The organism is Variovorax sp. Soil_C_17, assembly GCF_057657265.1.
In genome coordinates this window covers 521,782-546,454 of record NZ_JBDGIT010000003.1, presented here as the reverse complement: position 1 = coordinate 546,454, position 24,673 = coordinate 521,782, and the positions used below count along the sequence as shown (strand labels likewise).

Annotated in this window: 27 protein-coding genes; 11 read left to right on the top strand and 16 right to left on the bottom strand. The window is 67.7% G+C overall.

All coding sequences use genetic code 11. The features are described from left to right. Positions 1–121: 121 nt before the first annotated feature. Positions 122–472: a hypothetical protein gene (locus AC3A6Y_RS17725; RefSeq protein ID WP_487869535.1), complete on the bottom strand. Its 351-nt coding sequence runs from the start codon at positions 470–472 to the stop codon at positions 122–124. Positions 473–620: 148 nt separating this feature from the next. Further along, on the bottom strand, positions 621–1,295 hold the full coding sequence (gene lexA, locus AC3A6Y_RS17720; protein WP_068679551.1) for a transcriptional repressor LexA: 675 nt from the start codon (positions 1,293–1,295) through the stop codon (positions 621–623). 74 nt (positions 1,296–1,369) lie between these two features. Here lexA and AC3A6Y_RS17715 point away from each other — a divergent pair, with 74 nt between their 5' ends. Genes AC3A6Y_RS17715 through AC3A6Y_RS17705 form a run of 3 tightly spaced genes read left to right on the top strand, consistent with a single transcriptional unit; the run spans position 1,370 to position 3,273 of the window. After that, on the top strand, positions 1,370–2,362 hold the full coding sequence (locus AC3A6Y_RS17715; protein ID WP_487869534.1) for an asparaginase: 993 nt from the start codon (positions 1,370–1,372) through the stop codon (positions 2,360–2,362). A gap of 4 nt (positions 2,363–2,366) precedes the next feature. Beyond that, a complete protein-coding gene (locus AC3A6Y_RS17710) occupies positions 2,367–2,783 on the top strand; it encodes a hypothetical protein (RefSeq protein WP_487869533.1) in 417 nt (138 codons plus the stop codon). Positions 2,784–2,799: 16 nt separating this feature from the next. Then, positions 2,800–3,273 (top strand): DUF6152 family protein, encoded by a 474-nt coding sequence (locus tag AC3A6Y_RS17705; protein WP_487869532.1) that lies wholly within the window; start codon positions 2,800–2,802, stop codon positions 3,271–3,273. Between the two features lie 7 nt (positions 3,274–3,280). Here AC3A6Y_RS17705 and adk read toward each other — a convergent pair whose 3' ends face one another. The 6 genes from adk to AC3A6Y_RS17675 form a co-directional block, all read right to left on the bottom strand. Further along, positions 3,281–3,937: an adenylate kinase gene (adk, locus tag AC3A6Y_RS17700; protein WP_487869531.1), complete on the bottom strand. Its 657-nt coding sequence runs from the start codon at positions 3,935–3,937 to the stop codon at positions 3,281–3,283. 123 nt (positions 3,938–4,060) lie between these two features. Next, positions 4,061–4,825: a 3-deoxy-manno-octulosonate cytidylyltransferase gene (gene kdsB / locus AC3A6Y_RS17695; RefSeq protein ID WP_487869530.1), complete on the bottom strand. Its 765-nt coding sequence runs from the start codon at positions 4,823–4,825 to the stop codon at positions 4,061–4,063. Between the two features lie 2 nt (positions 4,826–4,827). Next, the gene (locus AC3A6Y_RS17690; RefSeq protein WP_487869529.1) at positions 4,828–5,010 is read right to left on the bottom strand and encodes a Trm112 family protein; all 183 of its coding nucleotides are present in this window, start codon (positions 5,008–5,010) and stop codon (positions 4,828–4,830) included. Beyond that, positions 4,991–5,971: a tetraacyldisaccharide 4'-kinase gene (gene lpxK / locus AC3A6Y_RS17685; protein WP_487869528.1), complete on the bottom strand. Its 981-nt coding sequence runs from the start codon at positions 5,969–5,971 to the stop codon at positions 4,991–4,993. Before lpxK ends, AC3A6Y_RS17690 begins: the two co-directional genes overlap by 20 nt. Positions 5,972–5,973: 2 nt before the next feature. Then, a complete protein-coding gene (locus tag AC3A6Y_RS17680) occupies positions 5,974–6,399 on the bottom strand; it encodes an ExbD/TolR family protein (protein WP_487869527.1) in 426 nt (141 codons plus the stop codon). A gap of 94 nt (positions 6,400–6,493) precedes the next feature. Next, positions 6,494–7,126: a MotA/TolQ/ExbB proton channel family protein gene (locus AC3A6Y_RS17675; RefSeq protein WP_487869960.1), complete on the bottom strand. Its 633-nt coding sequence runs from the start codon at positions 7,124–7,126 to the stop codon at positions 6,494–6,496. Positions 7,127–7,441: 315 nt separating this feature from the next. On the opposite strand from AC3A6Y_RS17675, the gene xseA reads away from it, so the two are divergent. Beyond that, entirely contained in the window at positions 7,442–8,755 is a 1,314-nt protein-coding gene (xseA, locus tag AC3A6Y_RS17670) for an exodeoxyribonuclease VII large subunit (protein WP_487869526.1), read from the top strand. Between the two features lie 47 nt (positions 8,756–8,802). Then, on the top strand, positions 8,803–9,384 hold the full coding sequence (locus tag AC3A6Y_RS17665; RefSeq protein ID WP_487869525.1) for a superoxide dismutase: 582 nt from the start codon (positions 8,803–8,805) through the stop codon (positions 9,382–9,384). A gap of 68 nt (positions 9,385–9,452) precedes the next feature. Here AC3A6Y_RS17665 and AC3A6Y_RS17660 read toward each other — a convergent pair whose 3' ends face one another. From AC3A6Y_RS17660 to AC3A6Y_RS17650, 3 genes are all read right to left on the bottom strand, one after another. Further along, positions 9,453–9,905, bottom strand: coding sequence for a DUF192 domain-containing protein (locus tag AC3A6Y_RS17660; RefSeq protein ID WP_487869959.1), 453 nt, complete (start codon positions 9,903–9,905; stop codon positions 9,453–9,455). A gap of 79 nt (positions 9,906–9,984) precedes the next feature. Continuing rightward, entirely contained in the window at positions 9,985–10,170 is a 186-nt protein-coding gene (locus AC3A6Y_RS17655; protein WP_487869524.1) for a hypothetical protein, read from the bottom strand. A gap of 157 nt (positions 10,171–10,327) precedes the next feature. Then, entirely contained in the window at positions 10,328–10,705 is a 378-nt protein-coding gene (locus AC3A6Y_RS17650) for a cell envelope biogenesis protein TolA (RefSeq protein WP_487869523.1), read from the bottom strand. Positions 10,706–10,837: 132 nt separating this feature from the next. On the opposite strand from AC3A6Y_RS17650, the gene icd reads away from it, so the two are divergent. From icd to AC3A6Y_RS17620, 6 genes are all read left to right on the top strand, one after another. After that, positions 10,838–12,097, top strand: coding sequence for an NADP-dependent isocitrate dehydrogenase (gene icd, locus AC3A6Y_RS17645; RefSeq protein ID WP_487869522.1), 1,260 nt, complete (start codon positions 10,838–10,840; stop codon positions 12,095–12,097). 229 nt (positions 12,098–12,326) lie between these two features. Further along, a complete protein-coding gene (clpS, locus tag AC3A6Y_RS17640; RefSeq protein ID WP_487869521.1) occupies positions 12,327–12,686 on the top strand; it encodes an ATP-dependent Clp protease adapter ClpS in 360 nt (119 codons plus the stop codon). 54 nt (positions 12,687–12,740) lie between these two features. Continuing rightward, positions 12,741–15,059 (top strand): ATP-dependent Clp protease ATP-binding subunit ClpA, encoded by a 2,319-nt coding sequence (gene clpA / locus AC3A6Y_RS17635; protein WP_487869520.1) that lies wholly within the window; start codon positions 12,741–12,743, stop codon positions 15,057–15,059. Positions 15,060–15,142: 83 nt separating this feature from the next. Continuing rightward, positions 15,143–16,600, top strand: a complete 1,458-nt coding sequence (gene cls / locus AC3A6Y_RS17630) for a cardiolipin synthase (protein WP_487869519.1) — start codon at positions 15,143–15,145, stop codon at positions 16,598–16,600. A 72-nt stretch (positions 16,601–16,672) separates the two neighbouring features. Then, positions 16,673–18,115, top strand: a complete 1,443-nt coding sequence (gene sbcB / locus AC3A6Y_RS17625; RefSeq protein WP_487869518.1) for an exodeoxyribonuclease I — start codon at positions 16,673–16,675, stop codon at positions 18,113–18,115. 67 nt (positions 18,116–18,182) lie between these two features. Continuing rightward, on the top strand, positions 18,183–18,701 hold the full coding sequence (locus tag AC3A6Y_RS17620; RefSeq protein WP_487869517.1) for an N-acetyltransferase family protein: 519 nt from the start codon (positions 18,183–18,185) through the stop codon (positions 18,699–18,701). Between the two features lie 14 nt (positions 18,702–18,715). Here the strand turns inward: AC3A6Y_RS17620 and AC3A6Y_RS17615 are convergent, their stop codons facing one another. The 5 genes from AC3A6Y_RS17615 to AC3A6Y_RS17595 form a co-directional block, all read right to left on the bottom strand. Next, on the bottom strand, positions 18,716–19,996 hold the full coding sequence (locus AC3A6Y_RS17615; RefSeq protein ID WP_487869516.1) for an amidohydrolase family protein: 1,281 nt from the start codon (positions 19,994–19,996) through the stop codon (positions 18,716–18,718). Between the two features lie 4 nt (positions 19,997–20,000). Next, positions 20,001–20,921 carry an ABC transporter permease gene (locus AC3A6Y_RS17610; RefSeq protein ID WP_487869515.1) on the bottom strand — a complete coding sequence of 307 codons (921 nt, stop codon included), beginning with the start codon at positions 20,919–20,921 and terminating at the stop codon, positions 20,001–20,003. Then, the gene (locus tag AC3A6Y_RS17605; protein ID WP_487869514.1) at positions 20,912–21,973 is read right to left on the bottom strand and encodes an ABC transporter permease; all 1,062 of its coding nucleotides are present in this window, start codon (positions 21,971–21,973) and stop codon (positions 20,912–20,914) included. Before AC3A6Y_RS17605 ends, AC3A6Y_RS17610 begins: the two co-directional genes overlap by 10 nt. Before the next feature lie 88 nt (positions 21,974–22,061). Beyond that, positions 22,062–23,627 carry an ABC transporter ATP-binding protein gene (locus AC3A6Y_RS17600; RefSeq protein WP_487869513.1) on the bottom strand — a complete coding sequence of 522 codons (1,566 nt, stop codon included), beginning with the start codon at positions 23,625–23,627 and terminating at the stop codon, positions 22,062–22,064. A gap of 5 nt (positions 23,628–23,632) precedes the next feature. Continuing rightward, the gene (locus tag AC3A6Y_RS17595) at positions 23,633–24,634 is read right to left on the bottom strand and encodes a BMP family protein (protein WP_487869512.1); all 1,002 of its coding nucleotides are present in this window, start codon (positions 24,632–24,634) and stop codon (positions 23,633–23,635) included. Positions 24,635–24,673 lie beyond the last annotated feature (39 nt).

The window sequence follows — 24,673 nt, the reverse complement described above, 5'->3', positions numbered from 1 at the left end:
CGGCATGCTCGCGAAATCCGTGTGGAATGCCGGCGGAATTGCCCGCGGAGCGCCCGCGCAAGTTTGCGCGGATCTGCCCGCGCCTCGGGCGCTCAGCGCGCCTGGCAGTGGGTCGCTGTACTCAATGCAGGCGGCCCGACGACGGCGTTGCGCCGGCTGCCTCCAATGCGGCCAGCCGATCGAGCTCGGCGCAGACATCGGCCATGCGGCCGGAGATCACGACCCGGCCCGTGCCCGGGCCGTTGGGTTGCGCATCGACCATGCGCACCACGCGCAGCGGCCGAGCCGGCGCTGAAAAGTGGGACAAGTGGGACAAGTGAGACGTTGGCGCGGCAGGCCGCGCGGCGCAACTGGGCCGGATGCCGACGTAGCGCAGGCCGGAGGCGCTGCGGCGGCGCGACGGCATCCAGCGGCTGGCCAGCGATTGAAGGGGTGTGAACAGGTCGACGAGGCTGAGCAGAGCGATTCCCATGTGAACTCCATGAAGGTCAGAGATTGAACACAGGCAGGATTGCTGTCATCGGCCGCGACAGGGTGATGGCCCTTGGCCATACGCCCGCCACCTGTCGTAGCCGGTGGGACGGCAAGGGCCGATTTCGCCCATGCCGCCTTGTGCGGATCTACATCAGCATCGTGTTGCGGATGAGGCCGACAGCCAGGCCTTCGATCTCGAAAGGCTCGCCGGGCTGCACGATGATGGTGGGGTAGTCGGGGTTCTCGGCGTGCAGCTCGATAACCTGCTTGTTGCGCTTGAGGCGCTTGACCGTGACCTCGTCGCCCAGCCGTGCCACGACGATCTGGCCGTTGCGGGCTTCCTTGGTGGCCTGCACCGCAAGCAGGTCGCCGTCCATGATGCCGGCGTCGCGCATGGACATGCCGCGCACCTTGAGCAGGTAGTCGGGCTGGCGCTGGAACAGGGTGTTCTCGACGTAGTAGGTCTGGTCCACGTGCTCCTGCGCCAGGATGGGCGAGCCCGCGGCCACGCGGCCGATCAGCGGCAGGGCGAGCTGTGCCATGCCGGGCAGCGACAACGAGAACTGGTTGTTGCGCGATTCGTTCAGCGAGCGCAGTGCGTCGCCCTTGAGGCGGATGCCGCGCGACGTGCCGCTCACGAGTTCGATGACGCCCTTGCGCGCCAGGGCCTGGAGGTGTTCCTCGGCCGCATTGGCGGATTTGAAGCCCAGTTCGGCGGCGATCTCGGCGCGCGTGGGCGGCGCGCCGGTGCGCGCGATGGCGCTTTGGATCAAGTCCAGAATCTGTTGCTGGCGGGCGGTAAGCTTGGCGGCGAACTGCATTGACGACTCCTTGCGGCACTGGCTGCATATCCAGTACCTGTATTTTTAACCAGTTTCGGGAGCTTTGGCAAGCCATGGCCGACAACGACAGCGAAATCAGGCGACGCGTGATCGTGCTGGGCACGGGCGGCACGATCGCGGGCCGCGCTGGCAGCGCGGGCGACAACGTGGGCTACACCGCCGGTCAGGTGGGCGTGACCGAGCTGCTGGAGGGCATCGCCGCGCCCGCCGGCATCGTGCTGCAGACCGAGCAGGTGGCGCAGGTCGACAGCAAGGACATGAGCTTCTCGATCTGGCGCCGGCTGGCCGAACGCTGCGCCCATTGGCTGGCCGAGCCCGATGTCGCCGGTCTGGTCGTCACCCACGGCACCGACACGCTGGAGGAAACCGCCTTCTTCCTTCAGTCGGTGCTGGCGCCTTCCAAGCCGGTCGTGCTCACCTGCGCGATGCGGCCGGCCACGGCGCTGACGCCCGATGGCCCGCAGAACGTTCGCGATGCCGTCGCCGTTGCCGCGAGCCCGGGTGCGCGGGGCGTCGTGGCGGTCTGCGCGGGCACGGTACACAGCGCCTTCGATGTGCAGAAGGTGCATACCTACCGCATCGACGCCTTCGATTCCGGCGATGCGGGACCCGTGGCTTATGTGGAGGAGGGCGCCTTGCGCGAGCTCAGGAGCTGGCCGACCTCGCCGTCCGAGCCGGCCCGCCGTTGCTTCGAGCTGATGCGGCAGGCCGAGCGCTGGCCCCGCGTGGAGATCGTGCTCAGCCACGCAGAGGCGCGCGGCAGCATCGTCGATGTGTTGATCCGGGAGCAACAGCCAGGTGCTGCGGAGCCGGTGCAGGGCCTGGTGCTGGCGGCCACCGGCAACGGCACCCTGCACGAATCGCTCGAAGCAGCCGCGCTGCGGGCACAGGCGGCGGGCATTGCGGTGGTCCGTGCCACCCGCTGCATGCAGGGGCGCATTCTTCCCACGCCTGGCGCTGTGCTGCGCGATGCGGGCGCGCTGACCCCGGTGAAGGCGCGCATCGCGCTGGCGTTGGAACTGCTGGCGACCCAGCCCGGCGGCTGAAGGCATGTTCGAGGCCCTGCGCTCGCATGCCTGGGTCTACCCGGCGCTGGAGGTGGTGCACATCGTGGGCATCGCGCTGCTGCTCGGCAACCTGGTGGCCCTCGAAATGAGAGTGTTCGGGCGCGCTGTCGCCTTGCCGGTGCAAGCCATGGCGAGGCTGTCGCTCTCGATCGCCATCGGCGGCTTCGGGCTCGCGGCCGCCAGCGGTTCGCTGATGTTCGCCACCCAGCCGGCGGAGCTGCTGGCCAACCGCGCCTTCCTGGTCAAGATGGGCCTGCTGCTGGCCGCCGGCCTGAACGCCGGGTGGTTCCATGCGCGCGGGTCGCTGCGCAAACTCGATGCGCTGGCGCGGGTACAAATGCTGATGTCTACTGCGATCTGGCTGGCCGTCGTGTTCTGCGGCCGATGGATCGCGTACTGAAGAAGGAGCTTGTCCGATGAAACGTCGCCGCATCGTCTTCGCCGCTGCATCCTTGCCGCTGGCCACCCCGCTCGTTTTTGCGCACCATGGCTGGAGCAGCTTCGATCAGGACCGTCCGATCTACCTCGAGGGGCGGGTGGCGAGCGCGCGCTGGCAGAACCCGCATGCGGAACTGTTGATCGATATCCCGCCCGGGCTGAAGGTGCCGGTCGACCTGGCGAAGCGGACGTTGCCGCCGCAGAGCGCACCGGTCGATGGGCCGGGCCTGCTCGCACGGGCCACGGTGCCTCGCCGCCTGGATCGCCAGTGGGAGCTCGAGCTCGCGCCACTGACGCGCTTGGAAGCCTGGAAGGTCGCGGAGATCAAGCCCGGCACCACCGTCTCGGCGGTGGGCTTCACCTTCAAGGAGGAAAAGGGCGAGGCGGTGATGCGCGTCGAGTACCTGTTCGTCGACGGCAAGGTCTACGGGCTGCGCTCCAGCCCGGCCTGAGGGTCGATCAGCTCGTCAGGGCAGTCAGGGCACGCTGGGTGATTTCTTCGACCGTGCCGACGCCGCTGATCGCGCGGTACTTCGGCGCGGCTGCGGGCTCGGCCTTCTCCCAAGCCGCGTAGTAGTCGACCAGCGGCCGGGTTTGCTGGCTGTAGACGTCGAGCCGGTGGCGCACGGTCTCTTCCTTGTCGTCGTCGCGCTGGATCAGGTCTTCGCCCGTGACGTCGTCCTTGCCCTCGACCTTCGGCGGATTGAACTTGACGTGGTAGGTGCGCCCGGACGCCGGGTGCGAGCGGCGGCCGCTCATGCGCTCGATGATGTCGGCGAAGGGCACGTCGATCTCGAGCACGTAGTCGAGCTTGACGTTGGCCGCGCGCATGGCGTCGGCCTGCGGAATGGTGCGCGGGAAGCCGTCGAAGAGAAAGCCGTTGGCGCAGTCCGGCAGCGCGAGGCGCTCCTTGACCAGGTTGATGATCAGGTCGTCGCTCACCAGCGCACCGGAGGCCATCACCGCCTTGGCCTGCAGGCCCAGCGGCGTGCCGGCCTTGACGGCGGCGCGCAGCATGTCGCCGGTCGAGATTTGAGGAATGCCGTATTTCTGGCAGATGAAGGCAGCCTGCGTGCCCTTGCCCGCACCGGGGGCGCCCAACAAAATCAGTCTCATGGTGTCCTCGGACGGTTCTTCGATCTTCTGTCGCGTCCCGCATGCCGGCAAAGGCGTTGCATGGGCGGAGTTGCTTCGAGGATAGCACGCGCTCTCGGGCGAACCCGCGCGATTGCGGACGGATCAGGCGGTGCCGAACAGGGCGCGGACGCGCGCCAGATCTTCGGGCGTATCGATGCCGGGGCCAGGCGCATGCGCGCTCACGTGCACCGCGATGCGGTGCCCGTGCCACTGTGCACGCAACTGCTCGAGCGCCTCGGTGGCCTCGACCGGTGCCGGCGGGAGACTCGGGAACTGCCGCACGAAGGCCGCGCGGTACCCGTAGATGCCGATGTGGCGCAGCGGCGCAGGTGAGGTCGGCAAGGCCGTCGGCCCGTTCTTCGCGAAGCCGTCACGCCACCACGGGATCGGTGCCCGGCTGAAGTAGAGCGCATTGCCCCGGGCGTCGAGCACGGTCTTGACGACGTTGGGGTTGAGGAAGTCCTCGAGCGAGTCGATCGCGTGCGCGGCCGTGCTCATCGCGGCATCGGGGTGGGAGGCGAGGGTCTCGGCCACGGCATCGATGAGCGCCGGATCGATCAGCGGCTCGTCGCCCTGGACGTTGACGACGATCTCGTCGTCCGGCAGGCCGAGCTGGACGCAGGCCTCGGCGAGCCGGTCGCTGCCGCTCGGGTGGTCGGTGCGGGTCAGCAGGACCTCGACGCCGTGCGCCCCGCAGGCGCTGACGATGCGAGCGTCGTCGGCGGCCACCACGACGCGCTCGGCACCGGACTGCCGCGCACGCTGCGCGACACGCACCACCATCGGCACGCCGGCGATGTCCGCCAGGGGCTTGTCGGGCAGTCGCGTAGAGGCGAGCCGCGCCGGGATCAGGACGGAGAAACGCAAGCTCAGAGCCCCAGTTCTTCGTCGGACAGCGTGCGGGCATCGGTCTCGAGCAGCACCGGGATGCCGTCGCGCACCGGGTAGGCGAGGCGGGCGCTGCGCGACCACAGCTCCTGCTTTTCGGGGTGCCAGGTCAGCGGTCCCTTCGTCACGGGGCAGACGAGCAGTTCAAGCAGCTTGGTGTCCATCGAGCGATGATAGCTTTGCGTCAAGTGCGCGGAAGAAGGCCGGCTCGGGGTCGAACACCAGCGGCAGCGCCAGCGCATCGGGCGCGCGGCGCCAAAGCTTGAGCGCGTCCTTCTCGGTGCACAACAGCGTGTAGCCCGTGCCTGGCGGCGGCTGCCAATCGCCGAAATCGTGGTGGTCGGGCAGCGCGATGCATTGCTGCGGCTGAAGCCCCCGATCGCGCAGCATCTGGAAGAAGGCCTCGGGCTTCGCGATGGCGGCGACCGCCACCAGCGGGCGCTCGGCGAGCGATGCGAGCGGGACCGGCGTGCCGTCCAGCCGCAAGGCCTGCTCGGCCAGCGAGCGCCGCGCAGTGAAGCCGGCGAAGGCGGGCCGCATGCCGGTGTGGAGCACGAGGTCGCAGCGGCGCGGCCAGCGCTCGCGCAGCGGACCGGCGGGCAGCAGCCGGCCGTTGCCCGTGCCGCGGTCATCGAAGACGCAGATCTCGACATCGCGGGCCAGTGCCAGGTGCTGCAGGCCGTCGTCGCTCACGATGCACTGCGTGCCCGGGTGGCGCGCCAGCAGCGCGCGCGCGGCCTCGATGCGGCGGCGCGCGACGAAGACGGGCGTTCCGGTCGAGTGGCGGATCAGGGCCGGCTCGTCGCCGACCTCGCGCGGGTCGCTGTCCTCGTGCACTTCGCGGCAGTCGTCGGTCGCCCGGCCGTAGCCCCGCGACACCACGCCCACCCTCAGCCCGCGTGCCTGGAGATGGCGCACGATCGCCATCACGACCGGGGTCTTGCCCGAGCCGCCGGCGATCACGTTGCCGACCACGATCACCGGGACGCCGACGCGCTCTGTCGCGAGGATGCCGAGGCCGTAGAGCGCGCGGCGGACTGCCGCCAGTGCACCGTAGAGAAGGGAGAAGGGCCACAGCAGCCCCGCGAGCACGCCGCGTTGCAGCCAGGCCCGCTGCAGATCCAAGACTAGCGGCCCGCCCGGGCGGCCGACTGGGTGGCAAAGGTGATCTGCATGAGGCCGGCCCGGCGTGCGGCCTCCATCACCGTGATGACCGACTGATGGGCGGTGCTTGCATCGGCACTGATGATCACGATGCTGTCCTTGCCGCCGTTCGCCGCCGCACCGAGGGCCTCGGTCACCGCTTCCACGCTGCGCTCGGGCAGCACGGTCTTGTTGATGGAGTAGCGCCCGTCGGCGGAGACGCCGACGATCACCTCCTTGGGGTAGTCCCGCTGGGCCTCCACATCGGCCACCGGCAGGCGCAGCTGCATCTCGGTGAACTTGCTGTAGGTGGTCGACAGCATCAGGAAGATGAGGACCACCAGCAGCACGTCGATGAACGGGATCAGGTTGATCTCGGGCTCTTCCTTCGAGCCATGTGTGAAATGCATTCGCCTCATGTCCAGCCTCCGGCGGGCCGGCCCAAGGAGGCTGGAGCCCCCTCGGGGGGCAGCGCAGCACACAGAGTGGCAAGCGTGGGGGCGTTCATGACCGGAGCGTGTTCAGATGGCGCGCGAAGCGTTCGCCGGCGAGCTCGAGATTGAGCAGGTATTCGTCGACCCGGGTGCGGAAGTAGCGCCAGAAGATCAGCGCCGGAATCGCGACCATCAAGCCGAAGGCCGTGTTGTAGAGCGCAATGGAAATGCCGTGCGCCATCTGCGCGGGATTGCCGGAGCCGACCGCGCCGGTGCTGGGCGACTGCGAGCCGAAGATCTCGATCATGCCAATCACCGTGCCCAGCAGACCGAGCAGCGGCGCCGCCGATGCGATCGTCGCCAATGCCGGCAGGTAGCGTTCGAGACGGTGGGCGACGATGCGTCCGGCTGCTTCCATCGAGGCGCGCAGGTCGTCTTCGGTCGACTGGGGATTGGTATTCAGGTGGCGGAAGCCGGCCGCCAGCACCTCGCCCAGCCCCGAATTCTTTTCCAGCTTGGTCACCACGTCCGGCCCCGGAATGGCGTTGCGCGAAACCGTGATGGCCTCGTCGAGCAGCTTGGGGGGCAGGATCCTGGAGGTCTTCAGGCTGGAAAATCGTTCGATGACCAGTGCGAGCCCCACCACTGAACAGGCGAGCAGCGGCCAGATCGGCCAGCCCGCAGCAACTATGATCGAAAACAAGAAGAAATCCTCCGGCCCGTGGACTGCAAATGCGCGGCGATTATCCACCGTCGGCGGCAGATGTTCCGATTTGTTTCGCCTGTCAGCCGCGGCCCACAATCTCTGTGGATAACTTTGTGGCTAACCCACCGAGCAACCTGCCATCAGCTGCATTTCATGGGGCTCGCGCTGGATCGAGCGAATTTTGAGCAGCACTTTCTCCAATCAAATCAATGCCTTGTACGGGAACTCGTGCATGCCGGGCCAATGCCCCGCAGGCCCTGGGGGCCATCTCCCCGCTTGTGGACGACTGTCTATTTGTGATGCTTTCGCCCTATGAATGAATTCGACGCGCCGCGGGCCGCCGGTCCCCGCGTGTGGGCCGTGGGCGCTCTGTGCCACGCTATCGCGGATGCGCTCGAGGCGCGCTTCAACCCCGTCGCGGTTCGCGGCGAGATCAGCGGGTTCTCGCGCGCAGCCAGCGGCCACTGCTACTTTGCGCTCAAGGACGAAGACGGTCAGCTGCGCTGCGCAATGTTCAGGCGCGCCGCGGGCCTGCTCGATTTCTCGCCACGCGATGGCGACCAGGTGGAGGTCCGCGGTCGCCTGGCGGTGTACGAGCCGCGCGGCGATCTGCAGATGGTGGTGGAGAGCCTGCGCCGGGCCGGGCAGGGCGCGCTGTTCGAGCAGTTCCTGCAGCGCAAGGCGCGCCTCGAGGCGGAAGGCCTGTTCGACGCCGCTCGCAAGCGGGCGCTGCCCGCCATGCCGAGGGCGATCGGCATCGTGACCTCGCTGGGCGCTGCCGCGCTGCACGACGTGGTCACGTGCCTGCGGCGGCGCGTGCCGCACATTCCGGTCGTGCTGGCACCGGCCGCCGTGCAGGGGCCCGGGGCGCCAGGGGAACTGGTGCGCTCGCTGCGCTCGCTCTACGCGCTGCGGCCGCAAGTCGACGTGGTCCTGCTGGTGCGCGGCGGCGGCTCGATCGAGGATCTCTGGGCCTTCAACGACGAGGCGCTGGCCCGCACGATCGTGCAAAGCCCGGTGCCGGTCGTCAGCGGCGTCGGCCATGAAACCGACTTCACCATCGCCGACTTCTGCGCCGATCTCCGTGCGCCGACGCCCACTGCCGCGGCCGAGCTCGTTGCCGCGCCGCGCGAGTTGTGGCTGGCCGCGCTGGCCTTGCTCGATGAGCGGCTGCGTCGAGCGTTCTCGGCGCGCCTCGATGCCACGGAACAGCGCCTCGACGATGCAGCTTCCCGGCTTGCGCGCCCCTCCACGCTGGTGCTGCGCCAGCAACTGCGGCTGGCGCAGCATGCGCAGCGGCTGCGCCATGGCGCGCTGTCGCGAACCCAGCGGCTCGTCCAGACGCAGCAAGCCTTGCAGGCCGAGCTTCCGCTCCAGTTCGCCCGCGCGCTGGCGCAGCGCAGGGAGCGGCTCGAGCGGGCGGCGCTGCGATTGCAGCTGCTCGACCCGGCGCTGGTGCTCGAGCGTGGTTACGCGTGGCTCACCGGCGCGGACGGCAAGGCGATCACCCGTGCGCAGCATCTGGCGCCGGGCGACGCCGTTCAGGCGAGGCTGGCCGACGGCACGGCCGACATGACGGTCGTCGGAACGGGCACGTCGAGACCGCGTCCGACGCGAGTGCCTTGATTCCTTTCTAGAATGCTTCGTCCCACAACCAACCTGCGAGAAAAGACATGGAACACGTCCTTCCACCCCTGCCATATCCGCTGGACGCACTGGCGCCCGAGTACTCCAAGGAGACGCTGGAGTACCACTACGGCAAGCACCACAACGCCTATGTGGTGAACCTGAACAACCTGCAGAAGGGCACCGAGTTCGAGAGCATGGAACTCGAGGAGATCGTCAAGAAGTCCAGCGGCGGCATCTACAACAACGCCGCGCAGATCTGGAACCACACCTTCTTCTGGAACTGCATGAAGCCCGCCGGCGGCGGCGAGCCCACGGGGGCGCTGGCCAAGGCGATCGACGCCAAGTGGGGCAACTACGCGGCCTTCAAGGAAGCCTTCGTGAAGTCGGCGGTGGGCAACTTCGGTTCGGGCTGGACCTGGCTGGTGAAGAAGGCCGACGGCACGGTGGACATCGTCAACATGGGTGCCGCGGGCACGCCGCTGACCACGGGCGACAAGCCACTGCTGACGGTGGACGTCTGGGAGCACGCGTACTACATCGACTACCGCAACCTGCGTCCCAAGTATGTGGAGACCTTCCTGGCCAAGCTCGTGAACTGGGACTTCGCCGCGAAGAACTTCGGCTGAGCCGAACTGCTGTCGCAAAGAAAAAGCCGACCCGCGGGTCGGCTTTTTCTTGGGCGCGCCGATGTGCCTCAGCGTCTGTTCGCGAACAACTCGCCGCCGAGCTTCGCGCCCTTCTTGATGTTCTTTCGGGCGAACCAGCCCTGGTTCATTTCGAGCACGAAGCGAACCGGCTCCTCCGAGCAATGGGAGTCGTCGGTCTGCGGCTTCATGTCCGCCAGGTTGACGATGCGTCCGTCGTCGGCGACGAAGGCGGCAGTCAGCGGCAGCAGGGTGTTGCGCATCCAGAAGCACTGGGTGGCGGGCTGATCGAAGACGAAGATCATGCCCTCGGTCTGGGGCATCTCCTTGCGGAACATGAGACCGATCTCCCGCTGCTGCGCGGTCTGGGCGACCTGGGCATCGATCTGGTACATGCCCACGGACAGCTTGACGCGCTGGAGATCGGTTTGGGCTTGCTGGGCGAACGCTGACGCCACCAAGGAGGCGAACAGTGCGAGCAGGACGACAGGACGCTTGAACATGGGACGCTCGATAAAGGGGGCAGGGGCGGCGCAAACAAAAATGCCCGCGCAGGCGGGCATGGGTGATCGGTAGGGGAGCTTACACCTTCTTCGCTGCGTGCGCCTTGTGGACGACGTGGCGGACCTTCTTCTTGGCGGCTTTGTGGGTGGTCTTCACCGCATGGACGGAGGCGCTGGGGACGGGCACGGGCGCGGAAGCGTCCTGGGCGGCAAAAGCGCCGGCGGCAAAGAAACCGGCAACCAGCGCGGCGAGCAGCTTATTCATGAAAAATCCTTTGAAATCGTAAATATGGATTGCGTTCCTCGTCGAGGGCGCCCGCGTTCAACGACTTGGCAGAGGGTCAGTTGACACGGCTGCTGAGTGCGGGCAAAAAAAAAAGCGTTCCGAAGAACGCCTTTCTCTTGCATCAGTGCCGGTTGGCTTACTGAGGCGTGCCGCCTTGAGCGGGAACCGGCTTCTTGCCGCCGCCCTTGGCGGGACGGCGCGCATCGCGCGAATCGCGGCGGGCCTGAGCGGCCTTGTCGGCGCCGGTGGCGGTCACGCCGCCGCTGCCTTCTGCCACCTTGGACTGATCTCCACCGGGAGCCTTGACTTGCCCGGCAGGCTTGGCGGCCTTCCTGGCTTCAGCCCGTTCAGCGGCCTTGCCCTGACCCTGGGGGTTGATCTCGGCGGGTTGGGTCTGCGCGAATGCGGCAGTGGCGAACAAGCCGGCCATCATGACTGCGAGAACTTTGCTCATTACAGGATCCTCTGTGGAAATGGTTTGAAAATGCCTCCCGGCCAGCAGAAGGTCCGTCAACAACGAAGGCTATAAGACCGCGGTTGACAGAGCCTTCCGCTCTTCCGGTTGCGTCTAAAATTCTACGGCTATTCAGCCGGCCGGAAACATAGTGTCTTCCTGCCTTCAATTCACCCCCGGAGCCCCGCTGTCATGACCAGCTATCAGCACATCAAAGTCCCGGCCGACGGCCAGAAGATCACGGTCAATCCAGACAATTCCCTCAATGTGCCCGATCAACCCATCATTCCCTTCATCGAGGGTGACGGTACCGGCGTCGACATTACGCCGGTGATGATCAAGGTGGTCGACGCGGCGGTCGCCAAGACCTACGGCGGCAAGAAGAAGATCCAGTGGATGGAGGTGTATGCCGGCGAGAAGTCGACCAAGGTCTACGGCCCCGACGTCTGGCTCCCCGAGGAAACCCTGCACGCGGTGCGCGACTACGTGGTGTCGATCAAGGGCCCGCTGACGACGCCGGTCGGCGGCGGCATCCGCTCGCTGAATGTTGCGCTGCGCCAGGAACTCGACCTGTACGTCTGCCTCCGGCCCATCCAGTATTTCGAGGGCGTGCCCAGCCCGGTCAAGGAGCCGCACAAGACCAACATGGTGATCTTTCGCGAGAACTCGGAGGACATCTACGCCGGCATCGAGTTCGAAGCCGAGAGCGAAAAAGCCAAGAAGCTCATCAAGATCCTGCAGGACGACTTCGGCGTCAAGAAGATCCGCTTCCCCAATACCTCCGGCCTGGGCATCAAGCCCGTGTCGCGCGAGGGGACCGAGCGCCTGGTGCGCAAGGCGATCCAGTACGCGATCGACAACGACAAGCCCAGCGTGACCATCGTGCACAAGGGCAACATCATGAAGTTCACCGAGGGTGGCTTCCGTGACTGGGCCTATGCCCTGGCGGCCAAGGAATTCGGCGCCGAGCTGATCGATGGCGGCCCCTGGATGAAGTTCAAGAACCCCAGGTCCGGCAAGGAAATCACGATCAAGGATTCGATCGCCGACGCCTTCCTGCAACAGATCCTGTTGCGTCCGGCAGAGTACAGCGTGATCGCCACCCTCAACCTGAACGGCGACTACGTGTCCGACGCGCTGGCCGCCCAGGTCGGCGGCATCGGCATTGCGCCGGGCGCCAACCTGAGCGACACGGTCGCCATGTTCGAAGCCACCCATGGCACGGCGCCCAAGTACGCCGGCAAGGACTACGTGAACCCCGGCTCCGAGATCCTTTCTGCAGAAATGATGCTGCGCCACATGGGCTGGACCGAGGCCGCCGACCTGATCATCCGCTCGATGGAAAAGTCCATTGCCAGCAAGAAGGTGACCTACGACTTCGCCCGCCTGATGGAAGGCGCCACCCAGGTGAGCTGCTCGGGCTTCGGCCAGGTCATGATTGACAACATGTAAAAGAGGTCTGGGAAGCGTCGACGGATGTCTTTCCGACAAGCCCTGGTTCCGCAAGGCCCGGGGCTTTTTTTTTGCGCCGCAGCGCGCCGGCGTGCACGGGGGAGGGCACGCCGCTTGCATACGCTTTCCGTGGCAATCCCGCCGCCCGCGCCTTGAATGTCACAAAGCTGCCACCAGTTGTGTCATCACGGGCGCTGCAAGCGCCGGTCGGCTCGATAAAATGATTTTCATGGCAACCAAAATCCCCTCGACCCCCCCCACGCCGCCGGCCGTGACGCCGGGGCGGGACGACGGCGATGCGGTCGTGATCGAGCGGCGTCCGCAGAAGACTGCGCCGCCGCAGATGTATCAGGTAGTGATGCTCAACGACGACTACACGCCGATGGAGTTCGTGATCGTCGTGATCCAGGAGTTCTTCAACAAGGACCGGGAAACCGCCACCCAGATCATGCTCAAGATCCATCTCGACGGCCGCGGCATCTGCGGCGTCTATTCCCGCGACATGGCAGCCACCAAGGTCAATCAGGTGATGGAGGCGGCGCACCAGGCCGGGCATCCGTTGCAGTGCGTCAGTGAACCGGTTGAATAAATCGCGCTCCAACCCATCTGCGAATTCATTTACAGCAAAGCCAAAGGAAATAACATGATTGCCCAGGAACTGGAAGTCAGCTTGCACATGGCTTTTGTGGAAGCCAGGCAGCAACGACATGAGTTCATCACGGTGGAGCATTTGCTGCTCGCTTTGCTGGACAACCCGAGCGCCGCCGAAGTTCTGCGCGCCTGCTCGGCCAACGTGGACGACCTTCGCGCGTCGCTCACCAATTTCATCAAGGACAACACCCCGCAGGTCGCAGGCACCGACGATGTGGACACCCAGCCCACGCTGGGGTTCCAGCGCGTGATCCAGCGCGCCATCATGCATGTGCAGTCCACCGGCAACGGCAAGAAGGAAGTCACCGGTGCCAACGTGCTGGTCGCCATCTTCGGCGAGAAGGACTCGCATGCCGTCTACTACCTGCACCAGCAGGGCGTGACGCGCCTGGACGTGGTGAACTTCATCGCCCACGGCATCAAGAAGAGCGACCCGCCGGAGGCCACCAAGAGCAGCGGCGAATCGTCCTCCGAGGGCGAGGAGGGCGGCGGCGAGAAGAACGAGAAGTCGTCCCCGCTGGAGCAGTTCACGCAGAACCTCAACCAGATGGCCAAGGACGGCAAGATCGACCCGCTGATCGGCCGCGAGTACGAGGTCGAGCGCGTGATTCAGATCCTCTGCCGCCGCCGCAAGAACAACCCGCTGCTGGTGGGTGAAGCCGGCGTCGGCAAGACCGCCATCGCCGAGGGCCTGGCTTGGCGCATCACGCAGGGCGACGTGCCGGAGATCCTGAGCGAATCCCACGTGTACTCGCTCGACATGGGCGCGCTGCTGGCCGGCACCAAGTACCGCGGCGACTTCGAGCAGCGCCTGAAGGGCGTGCTCAAGTCCCTCAAGGACAAGCCCAACGCGATCCTCTTCATCGACGAGATCCACACGCTGATCGGCGCCGGCGCCGCCTCGGGCGGAACGCTGGATGCGTCGAACCTGCTGAAGCCCGCGCTGTCGAGCGGCGCGCTCAAGTGCATCGGTGCGACCACCTTCACCGAGTACCGCGGCATCTTCGAGAAGGACGCGGCCCTGTCGCGCCGCTTCCAGAAGGTCGACGTGGTCGAGCCGACCGTGCAGGAAACGGTCGACATCCTGAAGGGCCTGAAGTCCCGCTTCGAAGAACACCACGGCGTCAAGTACGGCGTGGCCGCGCTGCAGGCTGCGGCGGAACTGAGCGCCAAGTACATCAACGACCGCCACCTGCCCGACAAGGCCATCGACGTGATCGACGAGGCCGGCGCTTCGCAGCGAATCCTGCCGGCGAACAAGCGCAAGAAGACCATCGGCAAGACCGAGGTCGAGGAGATCGTCGCCAAGATCGCGCGCATTCCCCCGGCCAACGTCTCGAACGACGACCGCGGCAAGCTGCAGAACATCGAGCGCGACCTCAAGAGCGTGGTGTTCGGCCAGGACAAGGCGCTCGAGGTGCTCGCCTCGTCCGTCAAGATGGCACGTTCAGGCCTCGGCCGCGACGACAAGCCGATCGGCTCCTTCCTGTTCAGCGGCCCCACCGGCGTCGGCAAGACCGAGGCGGCGAAGCAGCTGGCCTACATCATGGGCATCGAGCTGATCCGCTTCGACATGTCGGAATACATGGAGCGCCATGCCGTGAGCCGGCTGATCGGCGCGCCTCCGGGCTACGTCGGCTTCGACCAGGGCGGTCTCCTGACGGAGGCGATCACGAAGAAGCCGCACGCGGTGCTGCTGCTCGACGAAATCGAGAAGGCGCACCCGGACATCTTCAACGTGCTGCTGCAGGTCATGGACCACGGCACGCTGACGGACAACAACGGGCGCAAGGCCGACTTCCGCAACGTGATCATCGTGATGACCACCAACGCGGGCGCCGAGACCATGAACAAGGCGACCATCGGCTTCACCAACCCGCGCCAGGCGGGCGACGAGATGGGCGACATCAAGCGCCTGTTCACGCCGGAATTCCGCAATCGCCTGGACGCGATCGTGAGCTTCAAGTCGCTGGACGAGCAGATCATCCTGCGGGTGGTCGACAAGTTCCTGCTGCAGCTCGAAACCCAGCTGGCCGAGAAGAAGGTCGACGTCACCTTCACCGACACGCTGCGCAAGCATCTGGCCAAGAAGGGCTTCGACCCGCTGATGGGCGCGCGCCCGATGCAGCGCCTGATCCAGGACACGATCCGCCGCGCCCTGGCCGACGAGCTGCTGTTCGGACGCCTGCAGGAAGGCGGACGCCTCACGGTGGATCTCGACGACAAGGAAGAGGTGCAGCTGGACATCCAACCCCTGCCGAAGAAGGAAGGCCGCGCCAAGCCCGAGGCCGAAGAGGCCGCGGCGGGCTGATCCGCGATCCTGGGCGACGCGAGTCCCGAGGCCGGTAGCATTCGTGCTACCGGCCTTTTTCTTGCACGAACTTTCTTCGCCCTTTGATCCTCCCCGAGCTCAGCCAGGAATGGAAGACCGGCCTCTCCCTCGCGTGGAGCGGCTACATCGCGGTGCTTTCCGTCTGGATCGTGATGCAGAAGCGCGCCCCGGTCTCGACGATGAGCTGGATCCTCTCGCTGGCGCTGCTGCCGTTCGCGGGATTCCTCATCTACTACTTCCTGGGGCCGCAGCGGCTGAAGAAGCAGCGCCTCAAGCGGCTGCGCAGCCGGGCCATCGCCCAGGCGCCGGCCGACATTGCCAGCCTGCGCGCGGCGGCCGAGCGGGCGCCGCCGGCACTGCGCCAGATGGCTGCGCTCGGCACGGCGGCCTGCGGGCTGCCGGTCTCGAGCGCCACGGCCACCGAGCTGCTGTCGGGCGGCGCCCGCACCTTCGACGCCATCTTCGAGGCGATCCGAGAGGCGCGCGATCACGTCCATCTCGAGTACTACATCTTCGAGCCCGACAGGACCGGCACGGCGCTGCGCGACCTGCTGATCGAACGGGCGCGCGAGGGCATCACCGTGCGCCTGCTGCTGGACGCGCTGGGCTCCAAGCGCATCGGACGCCGCTTCATGGCCCCGATGCTCGAGGCGGGCATCGAAGTCGCGCTGTTCCACGACACCCGCATCGGCCGGCGGCTGCGGCCCGTGACCAACTACCGCACCCACCGCAAGATCGTGGTGTGCGACGGTCGCGTCGGCTTCACCGGCGGCGTCAACATCACCGACCAGGAAGACCGCCGCATCCGGCCCGATGCCTACCACGACGCGCACCTGCGCATCGAGGGCAGCGCGGTGCGCTGGCTGCAGACCACCTTCCTCGAGGACTGGACCTATGCGACCGGCGAGGACCCGCGCCGTATCAACAAGACGCTCGACGTGCTGCTGCCGCGCCTGCCCGGCAACGAAGGCGCGGGCGACATCCCGGTGCAGATCGTCACCAGCGGGCCCGACAGCGCCCTCGAAGCCATCCACCGCATCCATGTCGCCGCCATCCACTCGGCTTCGCACCGCGCCTGGCTCACCACGCCCTACTTCGTGCCCGGCGAGCCGGCGCTGATGGCGCTGACCAGCGCGGCGCTGCGCGGTGTGGACGTGCGCCTGCTGGTGCCGCGGCGCAGCGATTCGCTGGTCGTGAGCGCCGCGGCGCGCTCCTACTACGACGAGCTGATCGCCGCCGGCGTCAAGATCTGGGAGTACAAGGCGCGGATGCTGCATTCCAAGACTCTGGTGGTGGACGACCATTGCGCGATGATCGGCACCGCCAACTTCGACAATCGCAGCTTTCGCCTCAATTTCGAGGTGTGCGCCGTGATCTACGGCCCGGCGCTCGCCAAGCCGCTCGCGGCGCAGTTCGAGACCGACCTGCACAGCGCCTCGCCGATTCGTGGGCAGCGGCGCCAGGCGTTCGCGCAGCGCCTGGGCGATGCGACGGCGCGGCTGTTTTCACCGCTTCTCTGAAACGGGTCGGTTTGCCGGACGCGAGGCTTTCGCGAATGGCGCAAAGTAATAAAGAGGGAGAGATCACTTTTGATGACGACGCAGACTTTTCTTTGGCACGACTACGAGACCTTCGGCGTCGTGCCGCGGCGCGACCGGCCCGCGCAGTTCGCGGGCGTTCGCACCGACGCCGAGCTCAACGAGATCGGCGAGCCCTTGATGATCTACTGCAAGCCCGCGCCCGATTACCTGCCGAGCCCGGAGTCCTGCCTGATCACCGGCATCACGCCGCAGCTGTGCCTCGAGCGTGGTCTGCCCGAGCATGCGTTCGCCGCGCAGATCGAGGCCGCGTTCTCGCAGCCCGGCACCATCGGCGTGGGCTACAACACCATCCGCTTCGACGACGAGGTGACGCGCTACCTGTTCTGGCGCAACCTCATCGACCCCTACGCGCGCGAGTGGCAGAACGACTGCGGCCGATGGGACCTGCTCGATGTCGTGCGCCTGTGCCATGCGCTGCGCCCCGAGGGCATCGAGTGGCCGAAGAAGGAAGACGGCTCGCCGAGCTTCAAGCTGGAAGACCTGGCGCGCGCCAACGGGCTGCTGCACGAGGCCGCCCACGATGCGCTCTCGGACGTGCGCGCCACCATTGCGCTGGCGCGACTCATCCGCAGCCGCCAGCCCAGGCTCTTCGACTTTGCGCTGGCGCTGCACAAGAAGGACCGCGTCGCCGGCGAGCTGGGCTTGCCGGCCACGCGCGAGACGGCGCGGCCCTTCCTGCACGTCTCGGGCATGTTCCCGGCCGAACGCGGCTGCCTGGCCGTGATGTGGCCGCTGGCGAGCCATCCGAGCAACAAGAACGAGCTGCTCGCCTGGGACCTCGCGCACGACCCCAGCGAGCTGCGCGACCTCGACGTGGCCACCCTGCGCCTGCGCCTCTTCACCCGCAGCGCCGACCTGCCCGAAGGCGTGCTGCGCCTGCCGCTGAAGGGCGTGCACCTCAACAAGTCGCCGATGGTGGTCGGCAACCTCAAGACCCTGTCCCCGGCCATGGCGCTGCGCTGGGGCATCGACCTCGACACGGCGATGCGCCATGCGGCACTGGCCGCGGCGCTGCCCGACATGAGCGCCATCTGGCCGCAGGTCTACGAGCGGCCGCCCGCAGAGACGCTCGATGTCGACGAGGACCTCTATGGCGGCTTCGTCGGCAACGGCGACCGCCGCCGGCTCACGCAACTGCGCGGCCTGTCGCCTGCCGAGCTGGCGCGTTCGCGCACCGGCTTCGACGACCCTCGGCTGGAGGAGCTGGTGTTTCGCTACCGCGCGCGCAACTTTCCCGATACCCTCGATGCCGAGCAGGCCGAGCGCTGGGAGGCGCATCGCGTGGCGCGCCTGCTCGAAGGCGAGGGCGGAGCGCGCAATGTCGACCAGCTCTTCGCCGAGATCGACGTGCTGGCCGAAACGGCCGACGAGCGCGGCGAGGAGATCCTCGGCGCGCTTTACGAATATGCCGAGGCCATCGCGCCCTCGGCTTGAAGAACAGGAGACTGGATGATTCTCGTGACCGGCGATATCGTCGCCCAAACCGGCACGCTCTGAACGGATGCCGATCCGCCGCCTCGTTCCCGATGATGCGCAGGCCTACCGGGCGCTGATGCTCGAAGCCTACGAGCGTCACCCCGATGCCTTCACCTCCACCGCCACGGAGCGCGCGGCGCTGCCGCTGTCCTGGTGGGAGGCGCGGCTCGATGCCTCGCCGGGGGCCCATCAGATCGTGCTGGGCGCCTTCGCCGGCGACCGGCTCGCCGGCGCTGCCGGCCTCCTGTTCGAGACGCGCGAGAAGTCGCGGCACAAGGCGAGCCTGTTCGGCATGTATGTCGCGCCGTCGTCGCGGCACGCCGGCTTCGGCCGGCAGCTGGTGCAGGCCGCGTTGGCGCAGGCCGCGGCGCGCGACGGGGTCAAGCTGGTCCAGCTGACCGTGACGCAAGGGAATGCGGCGGCGCAGGCGCTCTATGAACGGTGCGGCTTCGCATCCTTCGGTGTCGAGCCCTTTGCCGTCGCGGTCGGCGGCGTCTACCTTGGCAAGATCCACATGTGGCGCTCGCTGTATCCGCCGGGTTGAAGCGCCGCAACCGATCAGGGCCTGGGAATCATCCAGCCCGTCGTGGCAGCGCGGCCGGGAAGATGCAGGGCCGCGGTCGCAGGAGCCGTCTCGGCCAGGAGCCGACCCTTGCCATACACCTTGAGCCGCGTCGCGCGCAACCGGATCGCCTCGACGGGATCGCGCGCCTGCAGCAGCACGAAGCTCGCATCGCAGCCCGCCTCCAGGCCATGGCCTTCGAGCCCGAAGACCTTCGCGGCATTCGCCGTCACCGCGTCGAAGCACTGCCCGATGCCGTGCTGGCTGGTCATCTGCGCCACATGCAGGCCCATGTGCGCGACTTCCAGCATGTCGCCCGAGCCCATGCCGTACCACGGGTCCATCACGCAGTCGTGGCCGAAGGCGACGTTCACGCCGTGCGCCATCAGCTCGGGCACGCGCGTCATGCCGCGGCGCTTGGGGTAGCTGTCGTGCCGGCCCTGCAGCGTGATGTTGATCAGCGGATTGGCCACCACCGCGACGCCGGCTTCCGCAATCAGCGGCAGCAGCTTGCTCGCGTAGTAGTTGTCCATCGAATGCATGGAGGTGCAGTGCGAGCCGGTCACGCGTCCCTGCAGCCCGAGCCGCTGCGTCTCGAAGGCCAGGGTCTCGATGTGGCGCGAGAGCGGGTCGTCCGATTCGTCGCAGTGCATGTCCACCGGCAGCCCGCGCTCGGCGGCCAGCTCGCACAGCAGCTTCACGCTGGCGGCGCCGTCCGCCATGGTGCGCTCGAAGTGCGGAATGCCGCCGACCACGTCCACGCCCTTGTCCAGCGCACGCTTCAGGTTGTCGACGCCGCCGGGCGTGCGCAAGACGCCATCCTGCGGGAAGGCGACCAACTGCAGGCGGAGGTAGGGCGCGACCCGTTTTTTGACCTCGAGCAGCGCATCGACGGCGAGCAGGCTGGGGTCGCTGGTGTCGACATGGCTGCGAATCGCCAGCAGCCCCTTGGCCACCGCCCAGTCGCAGTAGGCCATCGCGCGCTCGATCAGTGCCTCGGCGGTCAGCAGCGGCTTGAGCTCGCCCCACAGCGCGATGCCTTCGAGCAGCGTGCCGCTCTGGTTGACTCGCGGCAGGCCGTAGCTCAGCGTGGCGTCCATGTGGAAATGCGGATCGACGAAATGCGGCGCGACCAGCAGGCCCTGGGCATCGAGCTTCTCGTGCGCCGGGGCATCGAGGCCGGCCGTGACTTCGGCGATGCGGCCGTCCTGCACGGCGATCGACATGTCCGTGCGGCCATCCGGAAGCGCGGCGTTGTGAACCAGTAGATCGAGCATGGTTTCAGCGTTCTCCCTTGCGATAAGGCTTCATGAGGGCCTGCGGATAGCCGGCCTTGCGCGCCACCAGCACCAGCGCCACGATCGACAGCACATAGGGCAGCATCAGGTACAGCTGGTAGGGCAGCAGCGCGTCGCCCGATTGTTGCAGCCGCAGCTGCAGCGCGTCGAAGAAGGCGAAGAGCAAGGCGCCCAGCAGGGCCTTGCCCGGCCGCCAGGAGGCGAACACCACCAGCGCCACGCAGATCCAGCCGCGGCCGTTGACCATGTTGAAGAAGAAGGCGTTGAAGGCCGAGAGCGTGAGGAAGGAGCCCGCCACGCCCATCAGCGCCGAGCCGGCCACGATGGCGCCGGTGCGCGTGGCCGCAACCGACACCCCCTGGCCTTCGGCCGCCTGCGGGTTCTCGCCCACCATGCGCAGGGCCAGGCCCAGCGGCGTGCGGTAGAGCAGGTACGCCAGCAGCGGCACCAGCAGCAGCGCCAGCAGCGTGAGCGGCGTCTGCGCGTCGAGCACCGGGATGGGCAGCCACTCCATGGGCGCGAAGGGCGTGACCGTCGGCGGCGTGTTGACCTTCGGGAAGCTCACGCGGTAGCCGTAGTAGCTGAGCGCCGTCGCCAGCAGCGTGATGCCCAGGCCCGACACGTGCTGCGACAGCGCGAGGCCCACGGTGAGCAAGGCATGCAGCAGACCGAAGATCGCCCCCGTGAGCGCGGCCACCGCCACGCCCGCCCACAAGGGCGCACCGGCATACACGGCGAGCCAGCCCGCGAAGGCGCCCGCGACCATGATGCCCTCGATGCCGAGGTTCAACACACCCGCGCGCTCGCACAGCAGCACGCCCAGCGTGCCGAAGATCAGCGGCGTGGCAATGCGCAGCACCGCCACCCAGAAAGCCTGGTTGGAGAGGATGTCGGCTATCTCCATCGCACCCTGTATTGCGTGAGCAGCGTGGCGACCAGCACCGCGATCAGCGAGGCGGCCACGATCACGTCCGCGATGTAGGTGGGCACGCCGATGGCCCGGCTCATGGTGTCCGCGCCCACCTGCACGCCGGCCACGAACACGCCCGCGGCCAGCACGCCCAGCGGATGAAGGCCGGCCAGCATGGCGATCACGATGCCGCTGTAGCCGTAGCCGGGCGACATGTCGAGCGTGACGTAGCTGGTGCGGCCCGCCACCTCGATGGCGCCGGCCAGCCCGGCCAGCGCGCCCGAGATCAAGGCCACCAGCACCACGGTGCGCGTGACCGGCACGCCGGCGAAGGCCGCGGCCCGCGCATTGGCGCCCAGCGCGCGGATGTCGAAGCCGATCACCGTGTACTTGAAGAGCACCCAGGCCAGCAGGGCCAGTGCTCCGGCCCACAGCAGGCCGGTGTGGACGCGGGTCTGGGCAATCAGGCGGCCCAGCTCCAGATCGGACTGCAGCGACACGCTCTGGGGCCAGCCCATCGCCGCCGGGTCCTTCATCGGCCCGTCGAGCAGGGCCGAGACGCCGAGCAGCACGATGAAATTGATCAGCAGCGTGGTCACCACCTCGTCCACGCCCAGCTTGTTCTTCATCAGCGCGGGGCCCAGCAGCAGCAGGGCGCCGACGCAAGCAGCGGCAGCCATCATCAGCGGGAAGAGCAGCCAGATGGGCAGCGCGAAGCCGGTGCCGCCATGCATGCCGCCCACCGCCACGGCCGCCAGCGCCCCGCCGTAGAACTGCCCCTCGGCGCCGATGTTGAAGAGCCGGGCCTTGAAGGCCACCGTGGCGGCCAGGCCGGTGAGGATCAGCGGCGTGGCGCGCGTGAGCGTCTCGCTCCAGGCGAAGACCGAGCCGAAGCCGCCCTGCAGCAGCAGCGCATAGGTGCGGCCCACCGGCGCGCCGGCCCACATCACCAGCAGGGCGCTGACCAGCAGGGTGAAGCCGATCGCGCCGACCGGCGCCAGCAGCAGCGCGGTGCGCGAGGCCTCGTGGCGGCGCTCCAGTCTCATCATGGGTGTGGCCCAAACGCCCGGCACTTCGTGTCCTCGCTGCCCCCCCGGGGGGCGTGAGCTTGCGTGGGGCGGCCCGGCGCTGCGCTCATGAGCCCGCCATCGCCATCCCGATGGCTTCGCGCGTCCAGGCCGAGGCGGGGCGCGGCTCGCCGAGCCGGCCGCCATGCATCACCGCGACCCGGTCGCCTAGCGCCAGCACCTCGTCGAGGTCGTCGGAAATCAGCAGCACCGCGGCGCCGGCATCGCGTGCCGCGATCAGCTGCTGCTGCACGTAGGCGACGGCACCGATGTCCAGGCCCCAGGTGGGCTGGTGCGCGACGATCAGGCGCGCCGTCTTGTTGTTCGCCGCATCCGGCGCCAGCAGCGCACGGCCGAGGATGAGCTTCTGCATGTTGCCGCCCGAGAGCGCGCGCGCCGGCGCGTCCAGCCCGGCGCCGCGCACGTCGAAGGCCTGTTCGACGCGGCGCGCATGGGCGCGCGCCGCCGCGCGCCGCACCCAGAGCCAGCGCGAGAAGGCGGCGTTGCGAAGCCGCTCCGACACCGCGTTCTCCCACACCGGCAGGTCGCCCACCACGCCGACCGCGTGCCGGTCTTCCGGGATGCGGGCCACGCCGCGCCGAACCAGGCGCGCGGGCGAGGCGGGCAGGGCCCGCCCCATCAGCTGCACGCTGCCGCCGGTCGCGCGTCTCGTGCCGCAAAGGAGCTCCGCCAGCGCGACCTGGCCGTTGCCGGAGACGCCCGCCACGGCCGTGATCTCGCCGGCGCGCAGGCCGAGCGAGACGTCGAGCAGCCGGTCGCGCCCTTCGCCGCCGGTGCGCACGTGGTCGAGCACGCACACCGCATCGCCCACCTGCCGCGCCGGCGTCCGCTTCACGCCCTCGACCGCATGGCCGACCATCCACAGCGCCAGTTGCGCCTGCGTGGCCTCGCGCGTGGGCGCCTCGGCCACCAGCCTGCCGCCGCGCAGCACGGCGACGCGGTGCGAGACGCGCAGCACCTCGTCCAGCTTGTGGCTGATGAAGATGATCGAGAGCCCGCCCGCCACCATCTGCGCGAGCGTGCGGAACAGCGCCTCGCTTTCCTGCGGGGTGAGCACGGCGGTGGGCTCGTCGAGGATCAGGATGCGCGCACCGCGGTACAGCGCCTTGAGGATCTCCACCCGCTGCCGCTCGCCCACCGACAGGCTGCCGACCCGCGCCTCCGGCTGCACCGGCAGGCCGAATCGCTGCGACACCTCGAGCAGCCTGGCGCGCGCCGCGGCACGCCGCGAGAAGGGTTGCCACCAGGGCTCGGTGCCCATCATCACGTTGTCGAGCACGCCCAGGTTGTCGGCCAGCGTGAAGTGCTGGTGCACCATGCCGATGCCGGCGGCGAGCGCCGCCCTGGGCAGGCCGGGCGCCAGCGGCCGGCCGAAGACCTCGATCTCGCCTTCGTCGGCGGTGTAGTGGCCGAAGAGGATCGACATCAGGGTGGACTTGCCGGCGCCGTTCTCGCCCAGCAGCGCGAGCACCTCGCCGGCCTTCAGTTCGAGCGAGATCGCGTCGTTGGCGACCAGGGCGCCGAAGCGCTTGGTGATGCCGCGCAGCGAGAGGACGCTCTCCGGCTCCCTCTGCCGCTCGCGGGCGAGGGAGGGGGGGCAGGAACCATCCATCGCGCTTACTTGGCGGTCGATTTGGGTTGGCTGTCGTCGACCTTGACGATGAATTTGCCGGCGAGGATCTCGGCCTCTCGCGCCTTGACCTTGGCCACGATCTCCGGCGGCACCTTCTTCTCGAACGTGCCCAGCGGCGCCAGCTCGGAGCCCTTGTGCTTCATCATCGAGTAGGGGCCGTAGTCCTCGGCGATGAACTTGCCTTCCTTCACCAGCTTGATCGCGCGGTCGGCCGAGGGCTCGAAGTTCCACAGCGCCGAGGCCACCACGGTGTCGGGGTACTTGTCCTGCGTGTCGATGACGTTGCCGATGGCGAGCTTGCCCCTTTCCTTGGCCGCGTCACTGACGCCGAAGCGCTCCGCATACATCACGTCGGCGCCCTTGTCGATCATCGCGAAGGCAGCCTCCTTGGCCTTGGGCGGGTCGAACCAGCTGTTGATGAAGCTCACGCTGAACTCCACCTTGGGGTTGGTTTCCTTCGCGCCGGCCATGAAGGCGTTCATCAGCCGGTTGACCTCGGGAATCGGGAAGCCGCCCACCATGCCGATCTTGTGGGTCTTCGTCATGCCACCGGCCACCATGCCGGAAAGATAGGCCGGCTCCTGGATGTAGTTGTCGAAGACCGAGAAGTTGGGCGCCTGCGGCTTCAGCGAGGAACCCATCAGGAAGGCGGTCTTGGGGAAGTCTTTCGCGACCTTGCGCGCGGCGGCCTCGACGCCGAAGACCTCCCCCAGGATCAGCTGGTTGCCGGCCTGCGCGTACTCGCGCATCACGCGCTCGTAGTCGGCGTTGGAGACGTTCTCGGTGGCCTTGTACTCGATCTCGCCGCGCGCTTCGGCGGCCTTCAAGGCCTTGTGGATGCGGCCCACCCACTGCTGCTCGAAGGGCACCGTGTACACCGCCGCCACCTTGAGCTTGGCCTGCGCGAGCGCAAGGCCGGGCGCGCCGGCCGCGAGCGCTGCGGCGATGGCGACTGAACGGACGATCAGGTGGCGGCGTAGTGGCACAGGCTTCTCCTCAGGTTGGCAATCGTTCGGAACACCGCG

Coding starts and splice junctions, on each gene's coding strand:
- AC3A6Y_RS17725 (WP_487869535.1), bottom strand. CDS start 472: ATGGGAATCGCTCTGCTCAGCCTCGTCGACCTGTTCACACCCCTTCAA.
- lexA (WP_068679551.1), bottom strand. CDS start 1,295: ATGCAGTTCGCCGCCAAGCTTACCGCCCGCCAGCAACAGATTCTGGAC.
- AC3A6Y_RS17715 (WP_487869534.1), top strand. CDS start 1,370: ATGGCCGACAACGACAGCGAAATCAGGCGACGCGTGATCGTGCTGGGC.
- AC3A6Y_RS17710 (WP_487869533.1), top strand. CDS start 2,367: ATGTTCGAGGCCCTGCGCTCGCATGCCTGGGTCTACCCGGCGCTGGAG.
- AC3A6Y_RS17705 (WP_487869532.1), top strand. CDS start 2,800: ATGAAACGTCGCCGCATCGTCTTCGCCGCTGCATCCTTGCCGCTGGCC.
- adk (WP_487869531.1), bottom strand. CDS start 3,937: ATGAGACTGATTTTGTTGGGCGCCCCCGGTGCGGGCAAGGGCACGCAG.
- AC3A6Y_RS17690 (WP_487869529.1), bottom strand. CDS start 5,010: ATGGACACCAAGCTGCTTGAACTGCTCGTCTGCCCCGTGACGAAGGGA.
- AC3A6Y_RS17680 (WP_487869527.1), bottom strand. CDS start 6,399: ATGCATTTCACACATGGCTCGAAGGAAGAGCCCGAGATCAACCTGATC.
- xseA (WP_487869526.1), top strand. CDS start 7,442: ATGAATGAATTCGACGCGCCGCGGGCCGCCGGTCCCCGCGTGTGGGCC.
- AC3A6Y_RS17665 (WP_487869525.1), top strand. CDS start 8,803: ATGGAACACGTCCTTCCACCCCTGCCATATCCGCTGGACGCACTGGCG.
- AC3A6Y_RS17660 (WP_487869959.1), bottom strand. CDS start 9,905: ATGTTCAAGCGTCCTGTCGTCCTGCTCGCACTGTTCGCCTCCTTGGTG.
- AC3A6Y_RS17655 (WP_487869524.1), bottom strand. CDS start 10,170: ATGAATAAGCTGCTCGCCGCGCTGGTTGCCGGTTTCTTTGCCGCCGGC.
- icd (WP_487869522.1), top strand. CDS start 10,838: ATGACCAGCTATCAGCACATCAAAGTCCCGGCCGACGGCCAGAAGATC.
- clpS (WP_487869521.1), top strand. CDS start 12,327: ATGGCAACCAAAATCCCCTCGACCCCCCCCACGCCGCCGGCCGTGACG.
- clpA (WP_487869520.1), top strand. CDS start 12,741: ATGATTGCCCAGGAACTGGAAGTCAGCTTGCACATGGCTTTTGTGGAA.
- sbcB (WP_487869518.1), top strand. CDS start 16,673: ATGACGACGCAGACTTTTCTTTGGCACGACTACGAGACCTTCGGCGTC.
- AC3A6Y_RS17620 (WP_487869517.1), top strand. CDS start 18,183: ATGCCGATCCGCCGCCTCGTTCCCGATGATGCGCAGGCCTACCGGGCG.
- AC3A6Y_RS17615 (WP_487869516.1), bottom strand. CDS start 19,996: ATGCTCGATCTACTGGTTCACAACGCCGCGCTTCCGGATGGCCGCACG.
- AC3A6Y_RS17610 (WP_487869515.1), bottom strand. CDS start 20,921: ATGGAGATAGCCGACATCCTCTCCAACCAGGCTTTCTGGGTGGCGGTG.
- AC3A6Y_RS17605 (WP_487869514.1), bottom strand. CDS start 21,973: ATGAGACTGGAGCGCCGCCACGAGGCCTCGCGCACCGCGCTGCTGCTG.
- AC3A6Y_RS17600 (WP_487869513.1), bottom strand. CDS start 23,627: ATGGATGGTTCCTGCCCCCCCTCCCTCGCCCGCGAGCGGCAGAGGGAG.